The 24,117-nt window shown below is 60.8% G+C and carries 24 protein-coding genes and 1 pseudogene; 10 read left to right on the plus strand and 15 right to left on the minus strand.

Annotated elements, in window-relative coordinates:
• Positions 1-5: 5 nt before the first annotated feature.
• From HX898_RS16060 to HX898_RS16075, 4 genes are read right to left on the minus strand one after another with little or no spacing between them, the layout of a single operon-like run.
• On the minus strand, positions 6-749 hold the full coding sequence (locus HX898_RS16060) for an ABC transporter ATP-binding protein (RefSeq protein WP_003542336.1): 744 nt from the start codon (positions 747-749) through the stop codon (positions 6-8).
• A complete protein-coding gene (locus HX898_RS16065) occupies positions 749-1,627 on the minus strand; it encodes an ABC transporter ATP-binding protein (protein WP_027663854.1) in 879 nt (292 codons plus the stop codon). Before HX898_RS16065 ends, HX898_RS16060 begins: the two co-directional genes overlap by 1 nt.
• A complete protein-coding gene (gene livM, locus HX898_RS16070) occupies positions 1,627-3,018 on the minus strand; it encodes a high-affinity branched-chain amino acid ABC transporter permease LivM (RefSeq protein WP_138386792.1) in 1,392 nt (463 codons plus the stop codon). The genes HX898_RS16065 and livM overlap by 1 nt, the downstream gene beginning before the upstream one ends.
• Positions 3,019-3,022: 4 nt before the next feature.
• Complete coding sequence (locus tag HX898_RS16075; RefSeq protein ID WP_003542342.1) at positions 3,023-3,925, minus strand: branched-chain amino acid ABC transporter permease; 903 nt, start codon at positions 3,923-3,925, stop codon at positions 3,023-3,025.
• Between the two features lie 543 nt (positions 3,926-4,468).
• On the opposite strand from HX898_RS16075, the gene cysQ reads away from it, so the two are divergent.
• Complete coding sequence (gene cysQ / locus HX898_RS16080) at positions 4,469-5,266, plus strand: 3'(2'),5'-bisphosphate nucleotidase CysQ (RefSeq protein ID WP_138330194.1); 798 nt, start codon at positions 4,469-4,471, stop codon at positions 5,264-5,266.
• A 650-nt stretch (positions 5,267-5,916) separates the two neighbouring features.
• The gene (locus HX898_RS16085; protein WP_026158830.1) at positions 5,917-6,642 is read left to right on the plus strand and encodes a sugar transferase; all 726 of its coding nucleotides are present in this window, start codon (positions 5,917-5,919) and stop codon (positions 6,640-6,642) included.
• A gap of 137 nt (positions 6,643-6,779) precedes the next feature.
• Here HX898_RS16085 and HX898_RS33230 read toward each other — a convergent pair.
• Positions 6,780-6,931 (minus strand): annotated as a pseudogene (locus HX898_RS33230) (helix-turn-helix transcriptional regulator); the annotation flags it as partial.
• A gap of 84 nt (positions 6,932-7,015) precedes the next feature.
• The gene (locus HX898_RS16090) at positions 7,016-7,630 is read right to left on the minus strand and encodes an autoinducer binding domain-containing protein (protein ID WP_246697923.1); all 615 of its coding nucleotides are present in this window, start codon (positions 7,628-7,630) and stop codon (positions 7,016-7,018) included.
• Between the two features lie 396 nt (positions 7,631-8,026).
• Between HX898_RS16090 and HX898_RS16095 the strand changes: the two genes are divergently transcribed.
• Positions 8,027-8,302: a DUF1153 domain-containing protein gene (locus HX898_RS16095; protein ID WP_007533628.1), complete on the plus strand. Its 276-nt coding sequence runs from the start codon at positions 8,027-8,029 to the stop codon at positions 8,300-8,302.
• 23 nt (positions 8,303-8,325) lie between these two features.
• Here the strand turns inward: HX898_RS16095 and HX898_RS16100 are convergent, their stop codons facing one another.
• A complete protein-coding gene (locus tag HX898_RS16100) occupies positions 8,326-8,892 on the minus strand; it encodes a paraquat-inducible protein A (protein ID WP_180195078.1) in 567 nt (188 codons plus the stop codon).
• Between the two features lie 55 nt (positions 8,893-8,947).
• Between HX898_RS16100 and HX898_RS16105 the strand changes: the two genes are divergently transcribed.
• Positions 8,948-9,226: a GNAT family N-acetyltransferase gene (locus HX898_RS16105; RefSeq protein WP_003542350.1), complete on the plus strand. Its 279-nt coding sequence runs from the start codon at positions 8,948-8,950 to the stop codon at positions 9,224-9,226.
• 206 nt (positions 9,227-9,432) lie between these two features.
• Here the strand turns inward: HX898_RS16105 and HX898_RS16110 are convergent, their stop codons facing one another.
• Positions 9,433-9,783, minus strand: coding sequence for a hypothetical protein (locus HX898_RS16110; protein WP_003542353.1), 351 nt, complete (start codon positions 9,781-9,783; stop codon positions 9,433-9,435).
• 436 nt (positions 9,784-10,219) lie between these two features.
• On the opposite strand from HX898_RS16110, the gene ctrA reads away from it, so the two are divergent.
• A complete protein-coding gene (gene ctrA / locus HX898_RS16115; RefSeq protein ID WP_003542362.1) occupies positions 10,220-10,921 on the plus strand; it encodes a cell cycle two-component system response regulator CtrA in 702 nt (233 codons plus the stop codon).
• 221 nt (positions 10,922-11,142) lie between these two features.
• Here the strand turns inward: ctrA and HX898_RS16120 are convergent, their stop codons facing one another.
• Complete coding sequence (locus HX898_RS16120; protein WP_003542364.1) at positions 11,143-11,505, minus strand: response regulator; 363 nt, start codon at positions 11,503-11,505, stop codon at positions 11,143-11,145.
• A gap of 121 nt (positions 11,506-11,626) precedes the next feature.
• On the minus strand, positions 11,627-12,274 hold the full coding sequence (locus HX898_RS16125; RefSeq protein ID WP_003542366.1) for a histidine phosphotransferase family protein: 648 nt from the start codon (positions 12,272-12,274) through the stop codon (positions 11,627-11,629).
• A gap of 194 nt (positions 12,275-12,468) precedes the next feature.
• On the opposite strand from HX898_RS16125, the gene HX898_RS16130 reads away from it, so the two are divergent.
• A complete protein-coding gene (locus HX898_RS16130; protein WP_003542368.1) occupies positions 12,469-13,056 on the plus strand; it encodes an EipA family protein in 588 nt (195 codons plus the stop codon).
• Positions 13,057-13,172: 116 nt separating this feature from the next.
• The gene (locus HX898_RS16135) at positions 13,173-14,336 is read left to right on the plus strand and encodes a hypothetical protein (RefSeq protein WP_180195079.1); all 1,164 of its coding nucleotides are present in this window, start codon (positions 13,173-13,175) and stop codon (positions 14,334-14,336) included.
• Positions 14,337-14,410: 74 nt separating this feature from the next.
• Here HX898_RS16135 and HX898_RS16140 read toward each other — a convergent pair whose 3' ends face one another.
• A complete protein-coding gene (locus HX898_RS16140) occupies positions 14,411-15,235 on the minus strand; it encodes an RNA methyltransferase (protein WP_138330190.1) in 825 nt (274 codons plus the stop codon).
• Positions 15,236-15,242: 7 nt separating this feature from the next.
• Positions 15,243-15,629 carry a hypothetical protein gene (locus HX898_RS16145; RefSeq protein ID WP_003542374.1) on the minus strand — a complete coding sequence of 129 codons (387 nt, stop codon included), beginning with the start codon at positions 15,627-15,629 and terminating at the stop codon, positions 15,243-15,245.
• Positions 15,630-15,671: 42 nt separating this feature from the next.
• Here HX898_RS16145 and HX898_RS16150 point away from each other — a divergent pair, with 42 nt between their 5' ends.
• Together HX898_RS16150 and rpoH are read left to right on the plus strand one after the other, a co-directional pair.
• The gene (locus HX898_RS16150; RefSeq protein ID WP_180195080.1) at positions 15,672-16,697 is read left to right on the plus strand and encodes an RluA family pseudouridine synthase; all 1,026 of its coding nucleotides are present in this window, start codon (positions 15,672-15,674) and stop codon (positions 16,695-16,697) included.
• 190 nt (positions 16,698-16,887) lie between these two features.
• On the plus strand, positions 16,888-17,796 hold the full coding sequence (rpoH, locus tag HX898_RS16155) for an RNA polymerase sigma factor RpoH (RefSeq protein WP_003542378.1): 909 nt from the start codon (positions 16,888-16,890) through the stop codon (positions 17,794-17,796).
• 106 nt (positions 17,797-17,902) lie between these two features.
• On the opposite strand, the gene HX898_RS16160 is transcribed toward rpoH, so the two are convergent.
• Positions 17,903-20,464, minus strand: a complete 2,562-nt coding sequence (locus HX898_RS16160; RefSeq protein WP_180195081.1) for a hypothetical protein — start codon at positions 20,462-20,464, stop codon at positions 17,903-17,905.
• Between the two features lie 60 nt (positions 20,465-20,524).
• Positions 20,525-21,823: an adenylosuccinate synthase gene (locus HX898_RS16165; RefSeq protein WP_017961768.1), complete on the minus strand. Its 1,299-nt coding sequence runs from the start codon at positions 21,821-21,823 to the stop codon at positions 20,525-20,527.
• A gap of 191 nt (positions 21,824-22,014) precedes the next feature.
• On the opposite strand from HX898_RS16165, the gene HX898_RS16170 reads away from it, so the two are divergent.
• Complete coding sequence (locus HX898_RS16170) at positions 22,015-22,932, plus strand: DMT family transporter (protein WP_171598541.1); 918 nt, start codon at positions 22,015-22,017, stop codon at positions 22,930-22,932.
• Between the two features lie 24 nt (positions 22,933-22,956).
• Here HX898_RS16170 and HX898_RS16175 read toward each other — a convergent pair whose 3' ends face one another.
• Positions 22,957-23,805 carry a GNAT family N-acetyltransferase gene (locus HX898_RS16175; protein ID WP_180195082.1) on the minus strand — a complete coding sequence of 283 codons (849 nt, stop codon included), beginning with the start codon at positions 23,803-23,805 and terminating at the stop codon, positions 22,957-22,959.
• Positions 23,806-24,117 lie beyond the last annotated feature (312 nt).

A 24,117-nucleotide genomic window follows, 5' to 3' on the forward strand; every position in this document is an offset into this window, starting at 1 on the left:
TCGACCTAGTGTCTTCCGCCTTCGAGATAGGCGGCGCGGACCTCGGGATTGGCAAGAAGCTCCTTGCCGGAGCCGCTCATCGTCACCTTGCCGTTCACCATCACGTAGGCGCGGTGAGAAAGCCTGAGGGCGGCGAACGCGTTCTGCTCGACGAGGAAAACGGTCAGCCCCTCCGCCTCGTTGAGCTTCCTGATCGCCTCGAAGATGCCCTTGACGATCAGCGGCGCAAGACCGAGCGAGGGTTCGTCGAGAAGCAGCAGCTTCGGGCGCGCCATCAGCGCGCGGCCGATCGACAGCATCTGCTGCTCGCCGCCCGAAAGTGTTCCACCCCGCTGGGCGTGACGTTCCTTGAGACGCGGGAAGAGCGTGAAGATCTTCTCGACGTCTTCGGCGAAGTGTTTCAGATTATCGAGGCCGGCACCCATCTGAAGATTTTCCAGAACCGTCATGCGCGGGAAGATGCGGCGGCCTTCCGGCGACTGCGCAATGCGCAGACGGGCGATTTCATGCGTCGGCATGCGGGTGATGTCGCGGCCCTCGAAGACCACCGAACCGGTGCGGGCCTGCGGGCTGCCGCAGATCGTCATCATCAGTGTCGACTTGCCGGCGCCGTTGGCGCCGATCAGGCTGACGATCTCGCCCTTGTTGACGTGGACATCGACGCCGGCCAGCGCCCGGATATTGCCGTAATAGGTTTCGACGCCATTCACCTGAAGGAGCGGTTGACCCGTCATTACTTCATCGCCCATCAGTTTGCGCCTCCTTCGAGCTGCTCGACGGCTGCGATCACCTCTTCCACTTCTTCATCCTCGACGCCAAGATAGGCCGCGATGACCCGCGGATCGTTCTTCACGTGATCCGGTGTGCCATCGGAAATCTTCTGACCATATTCGAGGACGACGACGTGGTCGGAGATTTCCATGACCACAGACATGTCGTGCTCGATCAGCAGGATCGACGTTCCGGTTTCGGCGCGAATGCTCTTCAGCAGCGCGTTGAGCGTTGCCGATTCCCGTGGGTTGAGGCCGGCAGCCGGTTCATCCAGGCAAAGCAGCTCCGGGCCGGTGCACATGGCGCGGGCGATTTCGAGACGCCGCTGGGCGCCGTAGGGCAGGTCGCCGGCGGGGTCGTCGGCGCGGTCGATCAGGTCGGCCTTCTCGAGCCAGAAACGGGCGAGCTCGATTGCAGCAGCCGCTTCCCGCCTATAGGGGCCGACACCGATAAGGCCGAGGATCGTATAACCCGATGCCTTCATCAGCTTGTTGTGCTGGGCAACCAGCAGGTTTTCGAGAACGGTCAGGCCGGAGAACAGCCGGATGTTCTGGAAGGTGCGTGCGACCTTGGCTTCCCTGGTGATGCGAAAGTCCGGCAGGCGCTCCAGCAGGTATTGCTTGCCGCTCTTCTGGTTGAACGTGATCATGCCCATCGTCGGCTTGTAGAAGCCGGTGATGCAGTTGAAGACGGTGGTCTTGCCGGCGCCGTTCGGCCCGATCAGCGCGGTGATATCGCCACGCTTGGCTTCGAAGGAGAAGTCGTTGATGGCCATCAGGCCGCCGAACTTCATCGACAGGTGTTCGACCTTGAGAAGAGTGTCGTCAGACATCGTATTCGTCGTTACGGGGCTCATCAACCATGGCCCTCCTTGATGAAGCTTCCGGATATCGCCTTGCGCTCTCTGAGGAAGGCTGTCGGCTCACGCGAGCCGACGAAGCCGCGCGGCTTGAACAGCATGACGACGACCATGGCGAGGCCGAAGATCAACATGCGGTAGAGTTCCGGCGTAAAATCTGGTCCGAAGATGAGTTTTAGGAAGCTCATCTCGCGCAGCAACTCGGTGCCGCCGACCATGACGATGGCGGCGATCGCGATGCCGGTCAACGACCCCATGCCGCCAAGGACAACAATGGCGAGAATGACGGCCGATTCCAGGAAGACGAAGGATTCCGGCGAGACGAAGCCCTGGCGGGCGGCGAAGAACGAGCCGGCGAAACCGGCAAACATCGCGCCCGTCGCAAAAGCGGTGAGCTTGGTCGTCACCGTGTTGATGCCGAGCGAACGGCAGGCGATCTCGTCTTCACGCAAAGCTTCCCAGGCGCGTCCAATCGGCATGCGGCGCAGCCGGATGGTGACATAGGCCGTCAGCATGCAGAGCGCCAGGATCAAATAGAACAGGAAGATTTTGTAGTAGGCCGAGGAGATCGGCAGGTTAAAGAGCTTGGCAAAGCCGCCGGCCGTCGCATCGAAGGGAATGCCGAAGAGTGTTGCCTTCGGGATGCTCGAGATACCGAAGGTGCCTTTCGTCACTTCAGTCCAGTTGATGAGGACGAGACGAATGATTTCACCGAAGGCGAGCGTCACGATGGCAAGGTAATCGCCGCGCAGGCGCAGCACCGGGAAGCCGAGAATGACGCCCCAGAGTGCCGCGAAGATGCCCGAAAGCGGCAGCAGCACCCAGAAGGACAGGCCGAAATAGCTCGAAAGCAGCGCGTAGGAATAAGCGCCGACGGCATAGAAGGCGACATAGCCGAGGTCGAGCAGGCCGGCGAGGCCGACGACGATGTTCAGCCCCCAGGCGAGCATCACATAGATCAGTATCTGGATGCCGAAATTGTCGACATATGTCAGCGAGCCCTGAGGGCCTCTGATCGCCACCACCACCATGGGATAAAGCAGCAGCGCGATCAGCGCGATCTTCAGGAAATGCCGGTGGAAGAAGCTCTTCTCGGTCGAGATGGCGAGCTCGCCCTCGCGCGCCTTGCTGAGCTTGCGGCGGTCGATATTCGGCCTGATGAAAACGACCATGGCGAAGCGGCCGATGGCGGCGACCGCGACGAAGATCGCAAGCAGGCCCCAGCGCTGGACAATGATCAACTCGTTGCTGATGTTCTGGTCGGTCTTGAGGCCGACATAGAGAACGAACATGCCGAACGACAGGACGGCGGCGAAAAGAGCTTCGGTAAGGCCTTTGCGGACAAGTCCGGCATCGGGCTTGCCTGCAGAATTTTCGATGTTTGCCATGACGTTATACCTTCTCGACTTCCGGCCGCCCGAGGATGCCGGTCGGCTTGAAGATCAACACGAAAGCCAGGATCGCAAAGGTCGCGACGTCCTTGTAGGCGATGGTGAAGTATGCCGACCACAGCGACTCGATAAGGCCGATAAGCAGGCCGCCGAAGACGGCGCCGGGCAACGAACCGATGCCGCCGAGAACGGCTGCCGTGAAGGCCTTCACACCAGGCGTGAAGCCGTCGTTAAACGAGGCGACGCCATAATACATCAGGTACATCGTGCCGGCCACGGCCGCGAGTGCCGCACCCATAACGAAAGTGATCGAGATCGTCTGGTCGACGTTGACGCCGAGCAGCGCCGCCATCTTGCGATCCTGCTCAGTGGCGCGCTGGGCACGGCCGAGTGCCGTGCGATTGACGATGTACCAGAAGATCGTCAGCAGCACTGCGGTGATCACGATGATGATGATCTGCTTCAGCGACACCGAGATGTTGCCGAACTGGTAGACCGAGCTCACCATCGGCGGGATCGGCTTGTTGCGTGGACCCTGCGTCACCTGGATGAAGTTGGACAGCGTGATCGACATGCCGATCGCGGTAATCAGCGGCGCCAAGCGGAAGGACCCGCGCAGGGGCCGGTATGCGACGCGCTCGATCGTCCAATTCCACAAACTCGTCATCAGCATCGCAACGACAAGCATCACCAGCAGCAGAACGGCCACCGGGAGACCTGCGAAGATGGATGTGAGGACGAGGAAGACGATAAGAGCGGCGAAACCACCGAGCATGAAGATGTCGCCATGGGCGAAATTGATCATGCCGATAATGCCGTAAACCATCGTATAGCCAATAGCCACAAGGCCATAGATGGATCCGAGCGTCAGCCCGTTTAAGAGCTGCTGGACGAAATACTCCATATGTCGTTTTCCCCTGGATGCGAGCGAAACATGCTGCATCTCTTTTTGGTTCTTTGGTTCCCCGTTTCAGGGAACCTCATAGGCCGAATGCATAGCGGTTTCATCGAAAATGTGAAGACAAAAAGGATTTACTCCGACAGATTCTTGCGGAAACAGGGTTAACTGGCGCATTTTGAACCAAAATCCACAGAAAAACGGCAGAGTAGGGCCTATTTTTAGTCAGAAACGGCCACTGGGTTAACCATCCGGAGATATCGCCGTCGATTTCCTGCGCCGCTTGCTGCGTAAGCTATTCCACAGAATTGGAAGATGGAGCAAATTCAGACCCCAAGGCAGCCCCTTTGACGAATGCCATTTCACCAGCGATGCCGCATCTTCGTCTGACAAGGCTGAAAACTTATGGTAGCATCATCAGGCTGCGTATTGAGGGATGCGGAGCACGACGGGGAACACCATATTAACTTGCGTATCTGGTTGTGACAGGGATGGTTTGCGGACGAGCGTCAGCGGGGTGCTCGCCGCGTGGCGAACGGCAAAAGGACAATGCTGAGGACATTTGAAAAGGCGGCGCTCGAAGCCGGCAAGGCCATCATCACGGTCTTGCGCGAAGGCTTCCCCGTAGCCATGAAGGCGGATGCAAGTCCGGTCACGGTCGCCGACGAGGAGGCCGAACGTATCATCCTCGCTCATCTCGCCAGAGATTATCCCGAAATACCCGTCGTGGCGGAAGAATCGGTCGCCGCCGGAAAAGTGCCCGACATTGCCGGGCGAGGCTTCTTCCTGGTCGACCCTCTCGACGGCACCCGTGAATTCGTCGACGGACGACAGGAATTCACCGTCAACATCGCCTATATCGAGAACGGCGCCCCGGTGGCCGGCATCGTTTATGCGCCGGCGCTGGGGCTTGCCTTCTCGGGAGAACGCGGCCAGGCCGAAAGGCTCGTCGTCATGGACGATTTCACGGTTGGCGCACGCAGCGCAATCACGGTGCGCGAACAGCCGGACGACAGGCTGGCGCTTGCAAGCCTTCGTCACAACAGCCCGGAGACCGGAAGCTTCCTCGCCGACCACGCGATCTTCAAATGCACCAATATCGGTTCCTCTCTGAAGTTCTGCCTGCTCGCCGAAGGCAAGGCCGACGTTTATCCGCGTTTCACCCGCACGATGGAATGGGACACCGCGGCCGGCGATGCGGTGCTGCGCGCCGCTGGCGGTTCGACGGTGACGCTGGACGGGACGCCGCTGACCTATGGCAAGACGGGGACGGCGGCCGATTTCGACTTCGCCAACCCGAACTTCATCTCCTGGGGTGGCAGGAAACGCGTCCTCGAACCGGCGTGATCACCCGCGGGAATCGCTGAATACCGGCAGGCGGCGCAATCCTTTGCATCGCCGCCACGCGTCCAGGCGTGCCGCGACGATCCGCGATCGACCTGCGGCCGCCCCCCTTACCCGCCAATATCCTCCCCCTGCGGGTCCGGAAGCGGTCCACGATCCCATTTCCAGCTGTGAGTGATTCGCGCGATCGGGCCTCACTAGGTGATTCTGGCCGGAAACTCGTCGCTCTGCATCGTTTCCGGACGCTATACCGCCACCCAACCCGCCTTGATTTTGTCACATTCTGACACGGCTTCGACACCGATCGATATCCTCATCAGAAAAATTTCGCCTCGTCTGCCGTTAAGAAATACGGTTAAGAGCCATGGGCCAAGTGTCGAAACGGCACGTCGCCAGCCCTCGGCGAACCCCTCCAAAGGCCTAGAAACTTTGACAAAATTTCAATTATTAACGAAATATCATGAGCTTGCCTCAACTTAACGCAGATGCGAAAGATTTGCTGCGATGCGATATTTCTCTGGACACCATTACACAATTGTCGCATTTTTCCGTTTTAGTAGGGTTACCAAGACCTAAGTGCAGCCCTGGTGACAGGGTTAACCATTGATCGCCTATTGCCGCCGCGCCCCCTCGAAGACAACAGAGTACGATCCTTGAGCATCACGGAATTAAACAACAGCATTTCGACAGAGTCCTTCCGGCCGAGCCGCCGCCAGCAGCCGAGCCTGAAGATCCAGACCCCTGTTATCCACAGCGATGCGCCGCAGGCGCCGTTGGTGGATCTGGTCCTGAAGCGGGCGTTCGACATTGTTTCGTCGTTGAGCGCCCTCCTCGTCCTCGCCCCTTTCCTTCTGTTCGTCGCCCTGCTGATCAAGATCGACAGCCCAGGGCCGGTGCTCTTCAAGCAGACCCGCTGGGGCAAGAACTGCAAGGCCATCAAGGTCTACAAGTTCCGTTCCATGCGCACCGACCTCTGCGACGTCTCCGGCGTTGCCCAGACGGTGATGAATGATCCGCGCGTCACTCGCGTCGGTGCCATTCTGCGCCGCACGAATGTCGATGAGTTGCCGCAGCTGCTGAACGTACTGCTGGGCCACATGTCGGTCGTCGGCCCGCGCTGTCATGCGATCGGCATGCGCGCCGGCGGCGTGCTCTACGAAGAGCTCGTACCGGAATACCATCAGCGCCATGCGATGCGCCCCGGCATGACGGGTCTTGCCCAGATGCGCGGCCTGCGCGGTCCGACCGATCGTCCGGCCAAGGCGCGCGCCCGCATCGCCAGCGATCTCTACTACGTCGGGAATTTTTCGATCTTGATGGACATGCGCATCATTTTCGGAACCGTCGTGTCGGAGCTGACCCGCGGAAAAGGCTTCTAAAGAGCGTCGCGATCTTCAGATTCGCTCCTCGCGCTTTAGTCTTTGTTTTTGCGCATGTCGCACAAAAAGCGATGCACACTTTGCGCGACATGCCCCCAGCTTTAGCTTTGTGAGTTTGTGAGAAAGGGCCGGCTGCCTCAGAGCAGCCGGTACCGGAATGCTCTGGCGACCGCCTGCATGCGGCTGACCGAATCGAGCTTACGCATCGCGCTCTTCAATAACCCACCACCGTAAGCGACGAGAGATCGAGAATGATCGCGATCTCGTCGCTGCTCTTGCCGGCCGCCGACTACAGCGCCGCGTATCTTTTTAGACGCGCAAAGGACGCTGTAGCACTTTGAATTGCTGCCTGATTCCTTAAATCGATTCCGATTTAAGGAATCAGCCAGCGTCGCAGGTATTCGATTTCGCGCCGGGTGAGCGTCTCCAACGGGCCATCCTCCACGCTGCTGCTACGCGAAACCTTGTCCAGAAGCTCTATGCAGCCGTAGAGCAGCGCCATCGCCTGCTCTCGCTTGGGCATAGGACAGCCGCCTGAGAAGGCGAAGATGTATTGTTTCAGGTCAGCGTCGTGCAGCGTGAAGGCGAAGCTATTCTTCAGCCCATGCATCTGAAAGAGCACGTTGAGTTTGCGGTTTTCCTGATTGGCGGCGCTGCCCGCAAACCACCCCTCCTCGCAGAAGATCGGCACAATCGTCCGCTTCATCGCGGTCACCAGTCTGCTGCAATAGAAGAGATCGGCAGCCTCGTAAAAGCCGACAAGGCTTTGCGGCCAATTGCTGATCAACCGGTTTTCAGTGAAAGCCGTGCGGTCGCCCCGCGGGAAAGCCGAGAGCAGATAGAAATCGAAGCCCGCAAGCTTCGCCATCGCGTCGAGCCGTTCCTTACCGTCGTCGGCCGAAACCCCGGTGCCATCGGCCGGCGAAGGCGAAAATGCAGCATCCTCAGCGCAGTCGCCGACTGCGCGCTCACGTCTTTTCAACTTCATATCCTCGTATGGCCAGCTTCGGCTCGACCTCGCTGCCGGCGGCGAAAACTTCGCGCCGGGGCATCAGCAAAGACGGTTTCTGCCCGCATCCCGAGGATACGAAGCATCAAAAACACGAACTGGACTGATACAGCGGGAAGAACGGAGACAAACTCTTGCGCTCATTCTTATGTTGCCGCCCTTATAAAATCGTCCCGGGAAATCAGCTAATATTTATTCCCCATGCATGGCTCCCATGCAGGCGCTACAAATTGACGTAGCGGCAGGCAGCCGCCCCCATCACCGGCCAGGGCGGGCGTCTAAATTTGTTATCAAAGTCTTACGATGGGTTTAGGCAATTTTTAAATGTGGCAGGCTAGAGTGGGGCTCGTGGTCTTGCGTTGTGTAGAGAGTCCAATGACCGAAATGATACGTCCCCGAGTAAAATATGTCATCGGCCCCGATGGCAGCCCCCTGACGATCGCGGATCTTCCGCCGCCCAATACGCGGCGCTGGGTGATTCGCCGGAAGGCAGAGGTTGTCGCGGCTGTCCGCGGTGGCTTGTTGAGCTTGGAAGAGGCCTGCGAGCGTTACACGCTCACGGTCGAAGAATTCCTGTCCTGGCAGTCGTCGATCAACAGCCACGGTCTTGCCGGCCTGCGCACCACGCGCATTCAGCAATATCGTCACTGATCACACCCCAGCATTGACGACATTTATTTCGGGCCGGACGCATCTCCCATGAGGGAATGAAGAAGGCCCGAAATCATTGACGAGGCCGCGTAGCACCAGAGGCCGGGCTGCGTGAAGGCATCCGCCAGCCCCGTCGTCTTCGCCGCCGCAATGACGATCGCGACGAGCAGCACATCCATCATCGACCACTTGGACAGATGCGGTACGACGCGACGATAGAACAGGCTGCCGGCCCCACCCCCGGCGGCCGTCGCTTCTGCGGTGATCCCCATCGCCTCCACGGTGATGCCGATCATCTTCAGAAACGGGAGCAGGATCGAAACCAGGGCGACGATTGCCGCCAGCAGCCCGTCCCCGCCTTGCCAAAGCGAGACGATGATTTCGATGAGCGACGGCGTTTCGTCGAAGAAATACAGCGTCTCGAAACGGACCAGCGGCAAGACGAGGCCGAGCGCCAGGAAGAACGGCGCAGCCACGAGAAGCACGGGGCGAGCCATCGAAAGCGCACTCATTGCCCTGAACCTCTCATCGATCCGACATTTTGCATGAACACTCTGTCTCCTGCCCGAATTGCCTCCACGGCTTGGCACGACCGCGCCGCCATGTCACGGTCCGCTACGACAATATCGGTTATGAGGAAAGACAATGGACATTCGAAGTGAGGAAGGCGTCTCCGGCGGCCGCTATGCGGCCGAGGTCGAAGGGCACGAGGCGGAGATGACCTATTCACGCACATCGCCGAAGCTGGTCATCATCGATCACACGGCCGTTCCCGATGCGCTGCGCGGCAAAGGTGTCGGCCAGGCACTGGCGCTCCACGCCGTAGAGGCAGCCCGCACCGGCGGCTGGAAGATCTTCCCGCTCTGCCCATTTTTCAAGGCGCAGGCGCAACGCCATCCGGAATGGAAGGATGTCGTGAATTAATGCATGTCGCCCAAAAACGCACAGCGGGTTTTGGGACAAGGACATGCATAAGACAAATCGTCCCCGCGGGGGACGAATCTCGTTTCGCATGGGAGCGACGCCATAAGGCAAACACCAAAAGCCATGTATAACGGACAGCGCGCCCATCATACATGGCTTCTCAGTGGCGATCCCAGGGCGCCGAAGCCGGCACCCAGCCGTTTCTGTTACGCCCTTGCTCTGGCGCCGCCGTCACGCTCTTCCAGCGCTGTGGCCCTTGCATATTCCGCCTGCATCTCCTCGAGCGCCATTTCCAGCGTCTCTTCCTGCATCTTCAGTTCCTTGATCGAAACCTGCAGGTTGTCGGCCCGCTGACGCGCGGCCTTGGCGAAGGTCGGATAAGCAAAGTGATTCGGGTCGGAAATACCGGACTTCTTTTCCTCGACGACGATCTGGCTCTCCAGATCCTTCGTCATCCGTTCGAATTCGGACATCATCATCTGCAACTGCTGCAACTGACGTCGTTTTTCGTTCACCTGAAATTCCTTCAGGCGAACGAGACTTTCTCGCGACTTCATACGCATTACTCCCGTGATGCGAGACCCCGGCTCAACTTGAAACTGCCCTGCGCGCCGCTTTGACACGGTTTGCTAAAAAATTTCCCGCGATATTAACAAATACCTACCGCTGGTAACCTTTCGTTTACGGGCATCGTTAATGATAGGCCCGATGATTTAAGGGTCGGTAAATGCCGAGGCATGAAGTTCGAACCTTTTCATTGGCGAGTCGGATGAATCACTTAGCGCTGTTTCCTAATGTTAAAGTTGAGGAGCACCTTTTTGAGATTCTTATTGGAAAACAGAGAAATGGAAAAATTGTTTAATAAATTCGATACTCCTTGCCAGAGTGAATTAGAATTTGTTAACCATTTCGTGGCAGCTTTCAAATCACGTAGCGTGTTCGGTATCGTGTAGGGGGCCAGACCACCTTTCGGCGGCGGTAAAGGGGATAATTATGCGGGTACTTCTAATCGAGGATGACAGCGCGACAGCGCAGAGCATCGAGTTGATGCTTAAATCAGAGAGTTTTAATGTTTATACCACCGATCTCGGTGAAGAAGGCGTCGATCTGGGCAAGCTGTATGATTATGATATCATCCTTCTCGATCTGAACCTGCCCGACATGTCCGGATATGAAGTGCTTCGCACTCTCCGGCTGTCCAAGGTCAAGACGCCCATCCTTATTCTGTCGGGCATGGCCGGCATCGAAGACAAGGTTCGCGGCCTCGGTTTCGGCGCTGACGACTACATGACCAAGCCGTTCCACAAGGACGAGCTCGTCGCCCGCATCCACGCCATCGTCCGCCGCTCCAAGGGACACGCCCAGTCGGTCATCATGACCGGCGAGTTGATCGTCAACCTCGATGCCAAGACGGTCGAAGTCGGCGGCCAGCGCGTCCACCTGACGGGCAAGGAATATCAGATGCTGGAGCTGCTTTCGCTCCGCAAGGGCACCACCCTCACCAAGGAAATGTTCCTGAACCACCTCTATGGCGGCATGGACGAGCCGGAACTGAAGATCATCGACGTCTTCATCTGCAAGCTCCGCAAGAAGCTCGCCAACGCTGCCGGCGGCGCCAACTACATCGAGACCGTCTGGGGCCGTGGTTACGTTCTTCGCGAGCCGGACGGTGCCGAATACGCCGAAACCGCCTGATATTTTTTTCCGATCCCCCTTATCGGATAAACGAAGATCCCGCCTTTTCGGCGGGATTTTTCGTTTCTGCCTGCGCAATAAGAATCCGCCCTCACCTCAGGCCGGATCGACCTGAAATCCGCTGTTCTTTCGATCTAGGAAATAGCGTGGGGCGGCCGAAACCGCTTGCACGCGGCATCATGCTCCGGTGGTGCCGATATCGGCGGAAAGAGATCTGCCCGTCAGGCGGCGATCGCGCGATTTCCGAAAACGGCGGTCAGGATCTTGCGATCGAACGGCTTCAGCAGGAAGTCGGTGGCACCGGCCCGTTTGCCTGCCATCAGTTTCTTCAGATCCGCCTCGACGACACAGTAATAGATCTTGACCTCTTTGCCGCCCTCCATGGCACGGATGGCAGCGATGAGGTCGAGGGCGCCTTCCATGCCGGAATCGACGATCAGATATTCCGGCAGCTCCGCCTGGCAGCGCTGCAGCGCCTCGCCGGCGTTGGAGGCCTCGCTGACGAGAAAGTCGAGTTCGGAGAGAATGCGCTTGCCAACCTTGCGGACGATGTCCGAATTATCGGTGATCATGAACCTTTGCATGGTCGCTCCTTTGCCCCCGCATTCGTCGCAGCAAGAGGCCTCTTACAACCCTGGAGAATAGGTCCATCAGGCTAAAGAATCGTTACCGGACGGGGCGCCGACACAGGTCCGCGCCCCGAAATCAGGCTGCCGCAGCCACTGCCGTGAACACCAGTTCGTCGGCGCTGGCGCTGTGATCAAGCGTCATTCCGCACTCCTGCGCCAGAAGCACGGTGTAATAGGGCTGGATCGAATGGGCGTCGATCGCCTCCTCGATAGTGCCGGTCGATATCTCGACGAACTTCGGCGGCAGGCGCATCAGTTTGCCTTTGGACGTGAGCTTGAACTTCGCATCGAACTCGGGATTTTCGAGCGTTACCTCGAGCACGCCGCCGCGCGGAATGGCGGAATAGGCAACAAGGAAGAGGTTGAGCAGCAGCTTGACACGGTTCTTGGCGACGATGGCGCGCGGTCCGTTCCAGATCACCTCGGTCTTTTTTTCGGCGACGGCGAAATCCTTGGCTGCACGCTCGGCCTCGCCGGTGTCGATCGAGGCGCCGACGGAGCCCGACGCGCCGAAGGCGAGACGTGCGAATTTCAGGCGGACGGAAGCATTGAGCGCGCTGGTGCGGATCAGGTCCATCGCATCGGCATCGGCGCCGCCTTCATCCAGGAGCTCCAGCCCGTTATTGATCGCGCCGACCGGCGAGATGACATCGTGGCAAACGCGGCTGCAAAGAAGCGCGGCCAGATCCGGGCCGGACAGGGTGAGATTGGGGTTCTTGGACATCATTGTCTCCTGATGGGCGGCAATTTCATTGCGCCCGGAATATGCTTCATCAAAATTGCGCGAAGTTTGCGATCGTACTCGGTGCCATAATGACACCATATTTGGTAAACCGATTGTTAAGATCATCGGCGCAAAATGCACCAATCGCCGCGAGCGATTGCCCGCTCTTAGCCAAACGACGAACGGATGACACCATGCGCCCTCAATTTCCGCACCGATTCATCGGCTTCTGCAGGTTACTTTCGGCCCTCATCTTCTCCTCGCTGATGGTTGCCGGGCCGGCTGCCGCCCAGGACAACGGCCAGTACACGATGCAGGAAATCGTCGACGCCGGCCACTCCTTCTTCGGCTCCGCCAGCGGCGGACTTGCCAAAGTGGTCGAGAGTGCCTTCCAGAAATACGGCCTGCCGAACGGCTATATCCTCGGACAGGAAGGCGGCGGCGCCTTCATCGCCGGCCTTACCTATGGCGAAGGCCAGCTGAACACCAAGAACGCCGGCGAACATAATCTCTACTGGCAAGGCCCCTCGCTCGGCCTCGATTACGGCGGCCAGGGCTCGCGCGTGATGATGCTGGTCTACGACCTGCCCTCCGTCAACGGCATCTATGCCCGCTTCGGCGGTGTCAGCGGCTCGGCCTATGTGATCGCCGGCTTCGGCATGACGCTGCTCAAGAACAACGACGTGCTGGTCGTGCCGATCCGCACCGGCGTCGGTGCTCGCCTCGGCGTCAATGTCGGCTATCTCAAGATCACCCAGGCGCCGACCTGGAACCCCTTCTGAGGCCTCAAAGCCGCTGGAATCTGCCGCCGTCCCCACCGGCGGCCTTGCCATGCGCGTCACGCGTGCTTAATCATCGCGGCTGACCTCGTATCAACCTTCTTACCGATGGCCGCGCCGTGATCGAATATGCTCTCTTGTTCGGATTGGGCTTCCTGACCGCGGCCTTCCTCGTCTTTCTGGTCTCGCCCGCCGTTCACCGCCGCATCGTCTGGTATACCGAGAACCGGCTGAAAGCGACGATGCCGCTGAGCCCGCAGGAGGTCCGCGCCCAGAAAGACATGGTGCGCGCGCTCTATGCCGCCGAAAACGCCCGCACCACCCAGGACCTTTTGCGTGAGCGCGAGAAATCCCTGTCGTTCCAACTTCGCCACGACGCCCTCGCCGTCGATGCCGGCAGGCTTGCCGCCGAGATCGGCGAATTGCAGGCCCAGATCGGCGAGATGCATGTCGAGGCGGCCGACCAGCGCTCGCATCTGCGCAAGGACGAGAACTATATCAGCCAGTTGAAGACCAATCTGCATATTGCCGAGCAGTCCGCTGCCAACAAGGAGAGCGAACTGGCGACGATGCGGACCCGGCTGAGCAAGCTCGGTGAACAGACCGATGGGCTGAGAATAGACCTAGCCGCGCGCGAGACCGAGGCGGAGAGCCTGAAATTCCGTGTCAACGCGCTGCGCGACGAACGCGACACACTGCGCCAGGACGTCAGCCTGCTGCAGAAGCGCGCCAAGGATGCCGAACAGAAACTGACCCAGCAGCAGCATATGGTGATCCGCCTGGAGGATAAGGCCGCCCGCGAGAGCGCTACCGCCACAGAAAAGGAAAACCTGGTCGCTCGCCGCCAGCAGGAGATCGCCAAGTTGAAGGAGCAGTTGAAGGCCGCCAACGCCGAGATCCGCAAGGTCAACCGGGTGCTGCGCGACGCCGGCCTTGCCGGGATGGCCGCGGAGCTGCCGGCGGAAATTACGGAAGACACGACCGCGTCCGCGCTCGACACCGCTGTCGTCACGGCTGAGATGGGCGAGGATGTCCGCAAACGCAGCGCCGCCCTGGCCGAGCGCCTGCAAAAGGCAAAGGCCGTAGCCGGACGCGATGGTGCGATCCGCGAGGAGATCGCCTCGATCGCCGCCAATATGGTGGCGCTGACCGCCCTGAACGAGGGTCCCTCCTCGCCGATCCGCACGCTCCTCGTCGAAGCTGCGGAAAAGAACCCGAACGATCGTGTCAGCCTTGCCGACAGGGCAACCGCGATCCTCGCCGATCCCCCGAGCGTCCGATAGGACGCGCGGCGCGCCATTATGTTTGAATTGACACAGAACCTAGAAAATCGATTCCGATTTGAGAGGGATATGCGTTAGACCCGGCCCATCGCCGAGGCCATGGAAAACAGCGCGATCCCCGTCGCCGTCGCAGCATTGAGGCTGTCGAGTTCCTCCGACTGTGGAATGCGCGCGCTCTGGAATCGCGCAAGCAGCGCCTCCGGCAACCCCTCGCCCTCGGTCCCGACGACGAGCGCCATGCGCGTCGAGGCCGGAATGGCGCGGATATCGGTCTTGCCGTGCGGTGAAAGCGTCCAGATGGCAAAGCTCCGTTCGGCAAGCGCCAGGAGCACATCCAGCGCCTTGCCGCCGCGGCGGTGCGGAACGCTCAGCACCGAACCGACCGAGACGCGCAGCGCCTTGCGGTAGAGTGGATCACAGGAGGTTTCGTCGAGCAGCACTGCATCCGCCCGGAAGGCGGCCGCATTGCGGAACATCGAGCCGGCATTGTCATGATTGGAAATGCCGCAGCCGACGAGCACCAGCGCCCGTTCCGGCAGTGCGTCGAGAAGTGCCGCCTCCCCGCGATCCTGTCGCCGGCCAAGCGCGAGAACGCCGCGATGCAGATGGAAACCGACGACGCCGTCGAGCACATCCGCCCCGGCGACATAGACCGGCACATCGGCCGGAAACCGCTCCAGGATGGGCAGCACGCCCTCGACGCGGTTGCGCAGCAGCAGGATCTTCTCGGCGAAAAAGCCGCGGCCTGCCGCATGCGCCTCGGCGAGCATGCGCAGCACGACGGTGCCCTCGGCGATGAAGCGGCTCTCTCGCCCCGTCAGGTCGCGCTCGCGGATCTCGCGGAATTCAGCGACGCGCGGATCGTCGGCGCTGTCGATGTCGATCGGGACGGCGGCCATGCCGGCCTCAATTGCCCGTAACAGTGACGTCGGCGACGGTGCGGCCGGTCCTGAGATCGTAGACCAGCGCCTTGTTCTTGCCCTCGACCGTTTCGCCGTAGAACAGAAGCTGCCCAGCTGAAAACGAAGTGGACTGCACCTTGAAGCCGAGCGGCAGGGAAACGGTTGCCGCAAGCGGCGCATCCGAGGGCACGCCGGAGGCGGTAACGGCGGACGCCGTCTCCTTCGGCTCGCTGTGCATCACCTTGTAGACAACCGCGCCGAAGACCGCCATAAGGCTCACGAACATGATGGCGCCGGAGACGATCTGCAGGCGGACCATCTTGCGCCGGACACTTTCCATCGCCGGATCAAGGGGCTTCTCTTCCTGGTCGTCTGGCTCGATTGCTGTCATCTGTGCGTCCCGTTCTAAAAAATACGTCGGAGAAGAAGCGTCTTGAGCGACCCCTTTAAACAAGCAGCCGGCAATAGAAAAGTCCTGACCGCCGATGAAACTGCCGAAGGCCGGCTGGACTCCTGGCTGACGGCGCAGGTCGGCGAGGAATTTTCGCGCAGCCGCATCAAGGCGCTGATCAAGGACGGCCAGGTTTTTCTGCGCGGCGAACCCGTCACCGACCCGCAGCGCAAGGTGCGCACCGGCGACAGTTTCGAACTCACGCTGCCCGAGCCGGAAGACCCGACGCCGCAGGGCGAGGATATCCCGCTGGATATCCTCCATGAGGACGACGACGTCATCGTCATCTCCAAGCCTTCCGGTCTCGTCGTCCATCCCGGCGCCGGCAACTGGACGGGGACGCTGGTCAACGCGCTGATCCACCATTGCAGCGATACGCTCTCCGGCATCGGCGGCGTGCGCCGCCCCGGCATCGTCCACCGTCTTGACAAGGATACGACGGGCGTCATGGTCGTAGCCAAGAACGACATTGCCCATCGCCACCTGTCGCTGCAATTTGCCGACCATGGCCGCACCATGCCGCTGGAGCGGGCCTATCAGGCAATCGTCTGGGGCCGGCCCCGCACGCTGTCGGGCACGGTCGACGCGCCGCTTGGCCGCGCCACCGGCGACCGCACGCGCCGCGCCGTCAAACGCCCCGACAGTCAGGACGCCGACGAGGCGATCACGCACTACCAGGTGATCGAGCGCTTCCATGAGAAGCCGGACGCGACCGCGTTCGCCTCGCTGGTCGAGTGCCACCTCGAAACCGGGCGCACCCACCAGATCCGTGTCCACATGGCCCATATCGGCCATCCGCTGCTCGGCGACACGGTTTACGGCGCCGGCTTCAAGACCAAGGCCAATCTCCTGCCCGAAGAGATCCGCAATGTCGTCAACGGTTTCGGCCGGCAGGCGCTGCATGCCTTCATGCTGCAATTCGAGCATCCCCGCACCGGCGAAATCATGCATTTCGAGGTGCCGCTGCCGGATGATATGGTCGAACTGGTCGACGCGCTGCGGCGATAAAGCCGGGCTCCGAATGCCGCCTGCCCAACTCACACCTGCGTGAGCGGCACCTTGAACCGCCGTTTCGCCACACTTATCTGTATATTGACTTAGTGCGGGCTCGCAGTAGAGCCGCACGTCCCGGTTTGCCTTTTTTAACGCGAGGATGCGTTTCCATCGGGAACCGGAATTCACTTTAGGAGGGTGCACTATGGCCCGAAATACCTTGCCGTCCATTACCGCCGGTGAAGCCGGTCTCAATCGTTACCTCGACGAAATCCGCAAGTTTCCGATGCTGGAGCCGCAGCAGGAATACATGCTCGCCAAGCGTTATGCCGAGCATGGCGACCGCGATGCCGCCCACAAGCTCGTCACCAGCCATCTTCGCCTCGTTGCGAAGATCGCGATGGGTTATCGTGGCTACGGCCTGCCGATCGGCGAAGTCGTCTCCGAAGGCAATGTCGGCCTGATGCAGGCCGTCAAGAAGTTCGATGCCGAGCGCGGCTTCCGCCTCGCCACCTACGCCATGTGGTGGATCAAGGCTTCGATCCAGGAATATATCCTGCGTTCGTGGTCGCTGGTGAAGATGGGCACGACCGCCAACCAGAAGCGGCTGTTCTTCAACCTGCGCCGGCTGAAAGGCCGCATCCAGGCAATTGATGACGGCGACCTGAAGCCGGAGCACGTCTCGGAGATCGCCACCAAGCTGAACGTCTCGGAGGAGGAGGTCATTTCCATGAACCGCCGCCTCTCCGGCGACGCCTCGCTGAACGCGCCGATCAAGGCAGCCGAAGGTGACGGCGGCCAATGGCAGGATTGGCTGGTGGATGACCATGACAGCCAGGAAGACGTGCTGATCGAACAGGACGAGCTCGACACTCGCCGGCGCATGCTGGCGAAAGCGATGAGCGTGCTGAACGAGCGCGAACGCCGCATCTTCGAGGCTCGCCGCCTTGCCGAGGATCCAGTGACCCTGGAAGACCTTTCGACTGAATTCGACATCAGTCGCGAACGCGTTCGCCAGATCGAAGTCCGCGCCTTCGAAAAGGTGCAAGACGCCGTCCGCAAGGAAGCCCTGGAACGCGCCAAGGCCGTCCGGGTCGTCGAAGCCACGGCATAAACCCCTCGCGTGATACAATTGAAGAAGGCGGGTCCTTGCGGCCCGCCTTTTCTTTTTCATTCATCTTTGTCCGCAGCCTCGGCACTGCGCCAAGATCGGGAAACCGTCACTGGCTCGTCGACACATCTCCGAGCGCAGTCCATTCCTTGATCGCGGTATTGAAAGCGTCCGTTCCCGTACCGCCCTTTTCCATCGTCAGCAGCGCGCGGCGGCCGTTGCGGTAGGTGATCGGAATATCGATCCAGTTGCGGGTCGACATCAGGTCGAGATTGGCCTTGCGCGCATCGGGGTAGTCGTTGAGCGCGATCATGTGGAAATCGTCGGTGATCTTGGCCGGAACCGCGATCAGCGCGTCACCGCGGTCCTGCTCCGTGCGCTTCATCGAGATGCGCTGGACGCTGTCGATGCTGCCGCCTTCGAAATTCGGCGGCACTGAGAAGACGATCTCGACGAGATGGCTTGCCGGCAGCGACGGATCGGAATTGCGCTTGAAGGTCACGAGAGCCGAGAGATTGCGCTCGGGAACCGTGACATTGCCCTGCACCGTCGCCTCCTGCCGGCCATCCTGGCCGGCCTCGTGCTGCACGCTCCAGACGACTGATCCCTCGATCGCCGTCGGCGAGCTCTGGCCGATGCGCTCCTCATAGAGGAACATCTTTTGCGACGAACCGACGGGCGCGGTCTGCGGCGGCGATGCCACCGGGCCGTTCGGCGTCCGCGTGTCGGCGGGTGCCGCATCGCCCTGCGCGCTAGCAGGCGGCGTATCGGCTGCCGCAACATTCTGTTCGGCGACCGATTTTCCTTCCGCGGTCGGCGTTCCCGGCACCGTCGCCGGTCCGCTGTCGACCTCGGTTCCATCGGTCAGCAGCCGCTGGGTGAATTTCGAATTGGCCGCAGCGCCGTCATTGTTCGCTGACGCTACTTGCGGGTTCGGGTTCGGGTTCGGCTGCGCCGGCGCCGCTGGAGTATTCTGCGCTCCTGGTGTGGTTGGCTGGGCTGGCGTCACCGCGCTCGGCTGGGCAGGCGTCGTCGTCGAGCCGTCCGGTGAGGTTGCCGCCTCGTTCCTGGTCGCCTGCGACGGTGCCGAGCTGACGAGCCCGTCGACCATCGCCACCAGCGCCTCTCTGTTCGTCCAGCCGGCATAGGCGCCGCCACCGATCAGGATGAGTGCGAAGATGAGCGTGATCACGGTGCCGATGCCGAAGCGGCGGCGCTTCGGCTCCATACGGAAGCTCTTGCCCTGCAGCTTGGAGGCGACAATCTGATCGATATCCATCGACGGATTGGCGTCATCGTCATCAGCAGCGACAGAGCCGCGGCGGTCGTAGCCGCGCAGCGCCTTCGCCTCTCGCCAGTCCTCGCTCGGCGCGCCGCTAGCAGGCGCTGGCTTGCCGTTGTGCACTTCCGCGAAGATATCGACATCGTCGAAATGAGAGGCAACCGGCGTCTTCTTATTGTTGCCGGCCTCGATCGGCGGCAGATCGTCGAAGGCAGCCGTCTCCCAGGAAAAACTTTCCTTGGCGGCCGGCATGACGGCGGCGGGTGCGACTTTTTCGAGGCTCGATATCACCTCCTCGAAGGCGCGCGCCGAGGCGTCGGCAGTAATCGGCGCCGGCGCCGTCTCCGAATATTGCCGAAGTTCCTCTTCCGCCCATTCGGTCTCCGCATCCTTGGGCGCCGGAGCCGGCGTTTCGGCAACGGGCTCGGTCCAGACGGGGTCGAAATGCGCCGCAGCTTCGGCCTGCAACGGCTCCTCGCGGCTGTGCTCGACGAACTCCTGCGGACGATCGAAATCGGCGACCGGCTCCACCAGGCGGTTGGATGCGTGGTCTATGCCGCGGGTGATCGGCTGCAACGGCTCGACGGGCTCGTAGGCCTCCGGCTCCTCGCTTTCCACGGCCGCAGGTTCGTCCGCGACCTCGTCGGCTTCTAGAGGATGCTGCTCCTCGGCACGGTCTTCGCCGGCTTGCTCGTCGCGATGTTCGGCAGGCGGCGCTTCCCAGCCGTCATGTTCGGCCGGCACCTCTTCGGCAGCGACGTCGCGCGCCTCGCTGGCATGCCATTCCTCGGCCGGCGCTTCCTCCTCATGCGAGGGATGCCAGTATGTCTCGGCCGGACCGGATGTCTCCGGCAAAACCGGTGTCTCGGCGGAAACAGGGATTTCCGCCGGAACAGGGGTTTCCGCGGGAACAGATGGTTCAGGGGAAACCAGTGTTTCCTGGGAAAGAGGCTCCTCGGCAGCGACCTCTTCCTCAGCCTCCTCTGGTGCGGCGGCCTCCACGTGATCGGGCTCGTCTACGGCCTCGGCCGCCTGCGGTTCCGCATAGGCTTCGTAGACCGGTTCCTCGACAGCCGTCTCCGGCGCCGGCGCCGGTTCGCTTTCGTCGGGAACCGCTTGTTCTTCGAAAGATTCCGACGCGATGACGGCGGCTGCAACCGGCTCATCGAGCGGCATCGCCTCGGAGTGTTCGCCTTCCACTTCGCGGATGGCAGCCTCGAGCTTTTCGAGCTGGCGTTGCAGCATGGCTTCCGGCGGACGCGGCTTCATGTTCTCGAGCTGCCGCTGCACTGCGCCGCGGGCACGTTCGTAGACCTTCACCCGCATCTCGGGGGTATTTTCAGCCAGGCCGTCAACGGCCCGCCGAATGACTGCAATAAAATCCGCCATCAGTACTTTCTCAAGAAGTCCGGTACCCTACCGAACCATCCTCCACAGTGACCCGTGAGCTTAATCCTCAAACGGATCGGTCACAAGTATCGTATCATCCCGCTCCGGGCTGGTGGAAAGGAGCGCGACGGGTGCCCCGATCAGCTCTTCGACCTGGCGAACATATTTGATCGCCTGTGCCGGCAGATCCGCCCAACTGCGGGCGCCGACGGTCGATTCCTTCCATCCCTCCAACGTGACGTAGATCGGTTCGACCCTAGCTTGCGCTCCCTGGCTTGCGGGAAGATGATCAATCTGTTCGCCGTCGAGCATGTAGCCGACGCAGATTTTCAATTCCTCGAGACCGTCGAGCACGTCGAGCTTGGTGAGCGCGATGCCCGTGATGCCGTTGGTGGCGACCGACTGGCGTACGAGTGCCGCGTCGAACCAGCCGCAACGGCGCTTACGGCCCGTCACCGTGCCGAATTCATGACCCTTCTCGCCGAGGAACTGACCGATTTCATCCGTCAGTTCGGTCGGGAACGGGCCTTCGCCGACACGCGTCGTATAGGCCTTGGTAATGCCGAGGATATAGCCGAGAGAACCCGGACCCATGCCCGAACCGGCAGCGGCCTGGCCGGCGACTGTGTTGGACGAGGTCACGAAGGGATAGGTGCCGTGATCGATATCGAGCAGGCTGCCCTGTGCACCTTCGAAAAGGATGCGGGCGCCCTTGCGGCGCTCCTTATCGAGGAAAAGCCAGACCGTATCGCGGAAAGGCAGTACCCGATCGGCGATCGAGGTCAGTTCGTCCATGATCGCCTGGTGGCTGACTTCGGCAACGCCAAGGCCGCGGCGAAGCGCATTGTGATGCGTCAGGATACGGTCGACCTTGCCGGAAAGACTCTCGAGATCGGCAAGATCCATGACGCGGATGGCGCGGCGGCCGACCTTGTCTTCATAGGCCGGGCCGATGCCGCGGCGCGTCGTGCCGATCTTGGTGCCGCTGTTCGACGCAGCATCCTCGCGCATCGCGTCGAGCTCGCGGTGCAGAGAAAGAATGAGCGTCGCATTGTCTGCAATGCGCAGATTGTCAGGCGTAACCGTCACGCCCTGCGCCTCCAGCCGGCCGATTTCGGCGATCAGCGCATGCGGATCGACGACGACGCCGTTGCCGATGACAGCCATCTTGCCCGGGCGCACGACGCCGGACGGCAGCAGCGAGAGCTTATAGCTCGTGCCGTCGATGACGAGCGTATGGCCGGCATTGTGTCCGCCCTGATAGCGCACAACGATATCCGCACGCTCCGAAAGCCAGTCGACAATCTTGCCCTTGCCTTCGTCACCCCATTGCGAACCGACCACGACTACGTTCGTCATCCAACTCTTCCTATTACCGGCGCGGAACCGCGCACCTGCTCAAACCCGCGCATCTATAAAGCTTTGTTTTTTGGAAAGCGACCCTGTTGTCACAGCAGATTGGGCTTTTTACGTGACAAATCAGCAGCCGACAGGCTATTTCCCGTCACAAAACGCCGCTCGGCGATCGCGGAAAGACGGGAAGAACGCTCTTGCAAGCCACGGCCTATATCTGCCTCGCTATCGCCACCCTCTGCTGGGGCGGCAACTCCGTCGCCGGCAAACTCGCGCTCGGGCATATCAGCCCGATGATGCTGACCTTCCTGCGCTGGTTCCTCGCCGTGGCGATGATCGCCTTGATTTCAGTGCCGCAACTGCGGAAGGACTGGCCGGTGGTGAGGAAGAACCTGCCGCTGCTCCTCTTCTACGGCGTCATCGGCTACACCCTTTTCAACGCCATGCTTTATTCGGCCGTACAATATACGACCGCGATCAACGTCGCCATCGAGCAGGCCGGCATCCCGATGCTGATCTTCCTGCTGAATTTCATGTTCTTCCGTACCGGCATCTCGCTGGCGCAATGTCTCGGCTTCGGCATGACGCTGATCGGCGTCGCTCTGACCGCCGCGCATGGCGACCTCGCAACGCTGCTGCAATTAAGCCTCAACCGCGGCGACGGGCTGATGCTGATCGCCATTGCCGCCTATTCGGTCTACACGATCTTCCTGCGCTGGAAGCCGCCGCTCGACTGGCGCACGCTGATGGCGGTCCCAGCGCTCGGCGCCATGCTGACCTCGCTGCCGCTGCTCCTCTGGGAGGCGGGCCGCGGTGCCGCGCAATGGCCGGACCAGGCCGGCTGGGTCATCACTCTCTACACGGCGATCTTCCCCTCGCTGGTGGCGCAGATCCTCTATATCAAGGGCGTCGTCGCAATCGGCGCCAACCGGGCCGGCCTCTTCATCAATCTCGTGCCGGTGTTCGGAACGCTGCTCTCCGTCGCACTGATCGGCGAGCAGCTGCAGTCGTTCCATGTGATCGCGCTGGTGCTGACCTTGGGCGGCATCGCGATCGCCGAAAAGGGCCGTCCGAAAGCTTCGGCACAAACCGTGCCCGCCTCACCCTTGGATTAAAGCCTTTCCTGGTCAGGAAAGGCTCTAACCGAGTTCCAGCGTCGTCACGCCGAAGACGTGCTTCAGCGGAATGGTCGGCGCCGGCCCGCGATACATGCGTGTCGTCTCGAATACCGGTTGAAGGCCGATACCTTCGGCAAGCGCGACCGCCTCGTGGTTCTCTGCGGGAATGTCGATGAAGACCGCGGCCCCTTTCGCCTCGGGGATCAATTCGGCAAGCAGCGCCGCGGCGCTGTCGGCATCGTTGGCAAAGAGCGGGCCGATCTTGTAGCCCTCGTAGCAGCGGCGGATCGTGCCGTAACCGCGGATCTTGTGGCTCTTCCGCACCACCGCCGAACGACGGCCCTTGCGGCCGGTACACCAGGCAGCGAGAAAGGCATCCCGCGACTGCGGAAAGATCGCCGAATCATATCGCTGCAGGCCTTCGAGGCGTGAATCCAGCACCGGCTGCGCGACAAGCGTCGAGACCGGCAAGGAAGTAGCGACACCGCCGTAACGAATGGTGGAATAGGCGGGTTCGAAGCCGGCCTTGCGGTAGTTGTCCTGCTGTGCGGCGACGCCGTCGAGACCGATCGTGCGGTCTCCCGCGCTGGCGATGCCCGTCGCCCAGATCGCCTTGCCGTAACCCTTGCCGCGAAAATCGGGATGGACAATGTAGAGGCCAAGGAAGGCAAAAGTGTCGCCATATTTGACGACCGAGATCGAGCCGACGGGGACTTCACCGATGGAGCCGACGAAAAATCCCGACGGATCGGCCTCGTTGAATGCAAGCGAATCGTCGAGGCCAGGGTTCCAGCCCTCCTGACGCGCCCATTCGAGCACGAGTTCCAGTTCGCCGGGCCGCATCGAACGAACGGCAAATTCCGAATTCATGCAACTTTCCCAGATTGAATGTCCCGCAAGTCCATCCCGGCAACGGCAAAGCAATTGTCAGGCCCCAGCCCCCGATTGCACCTGCGAACGATGGAGAGCCGCGCTCATCGACTTGACGACGCGTATAATCATTTTTCGATGCAATACAGAAAGCTTCGTTTCCGCATTACCATGAAACAATGCCGTTGCAAGCTCAAGAAAATTACTTGCGCCTCAATTATCTTCCAGCCGGTGCGAATAAAAAGCCGCGTCGAAAAGATACCGCCTGCCAATTTGAAAGACGAGAGAAGCATTCGTCCGAAATCACCTCCG

This window comes from Rhizobium sp. WYCCWR 11128, assembly GCF_013416305.1.
Taxonomy (GTDB): Bacteria; Pseudomonadota; Alphaproteobacteria; order Rhizobiales; family Rhizobiaceae; genus Rhizobium; species Rhizobium indicum.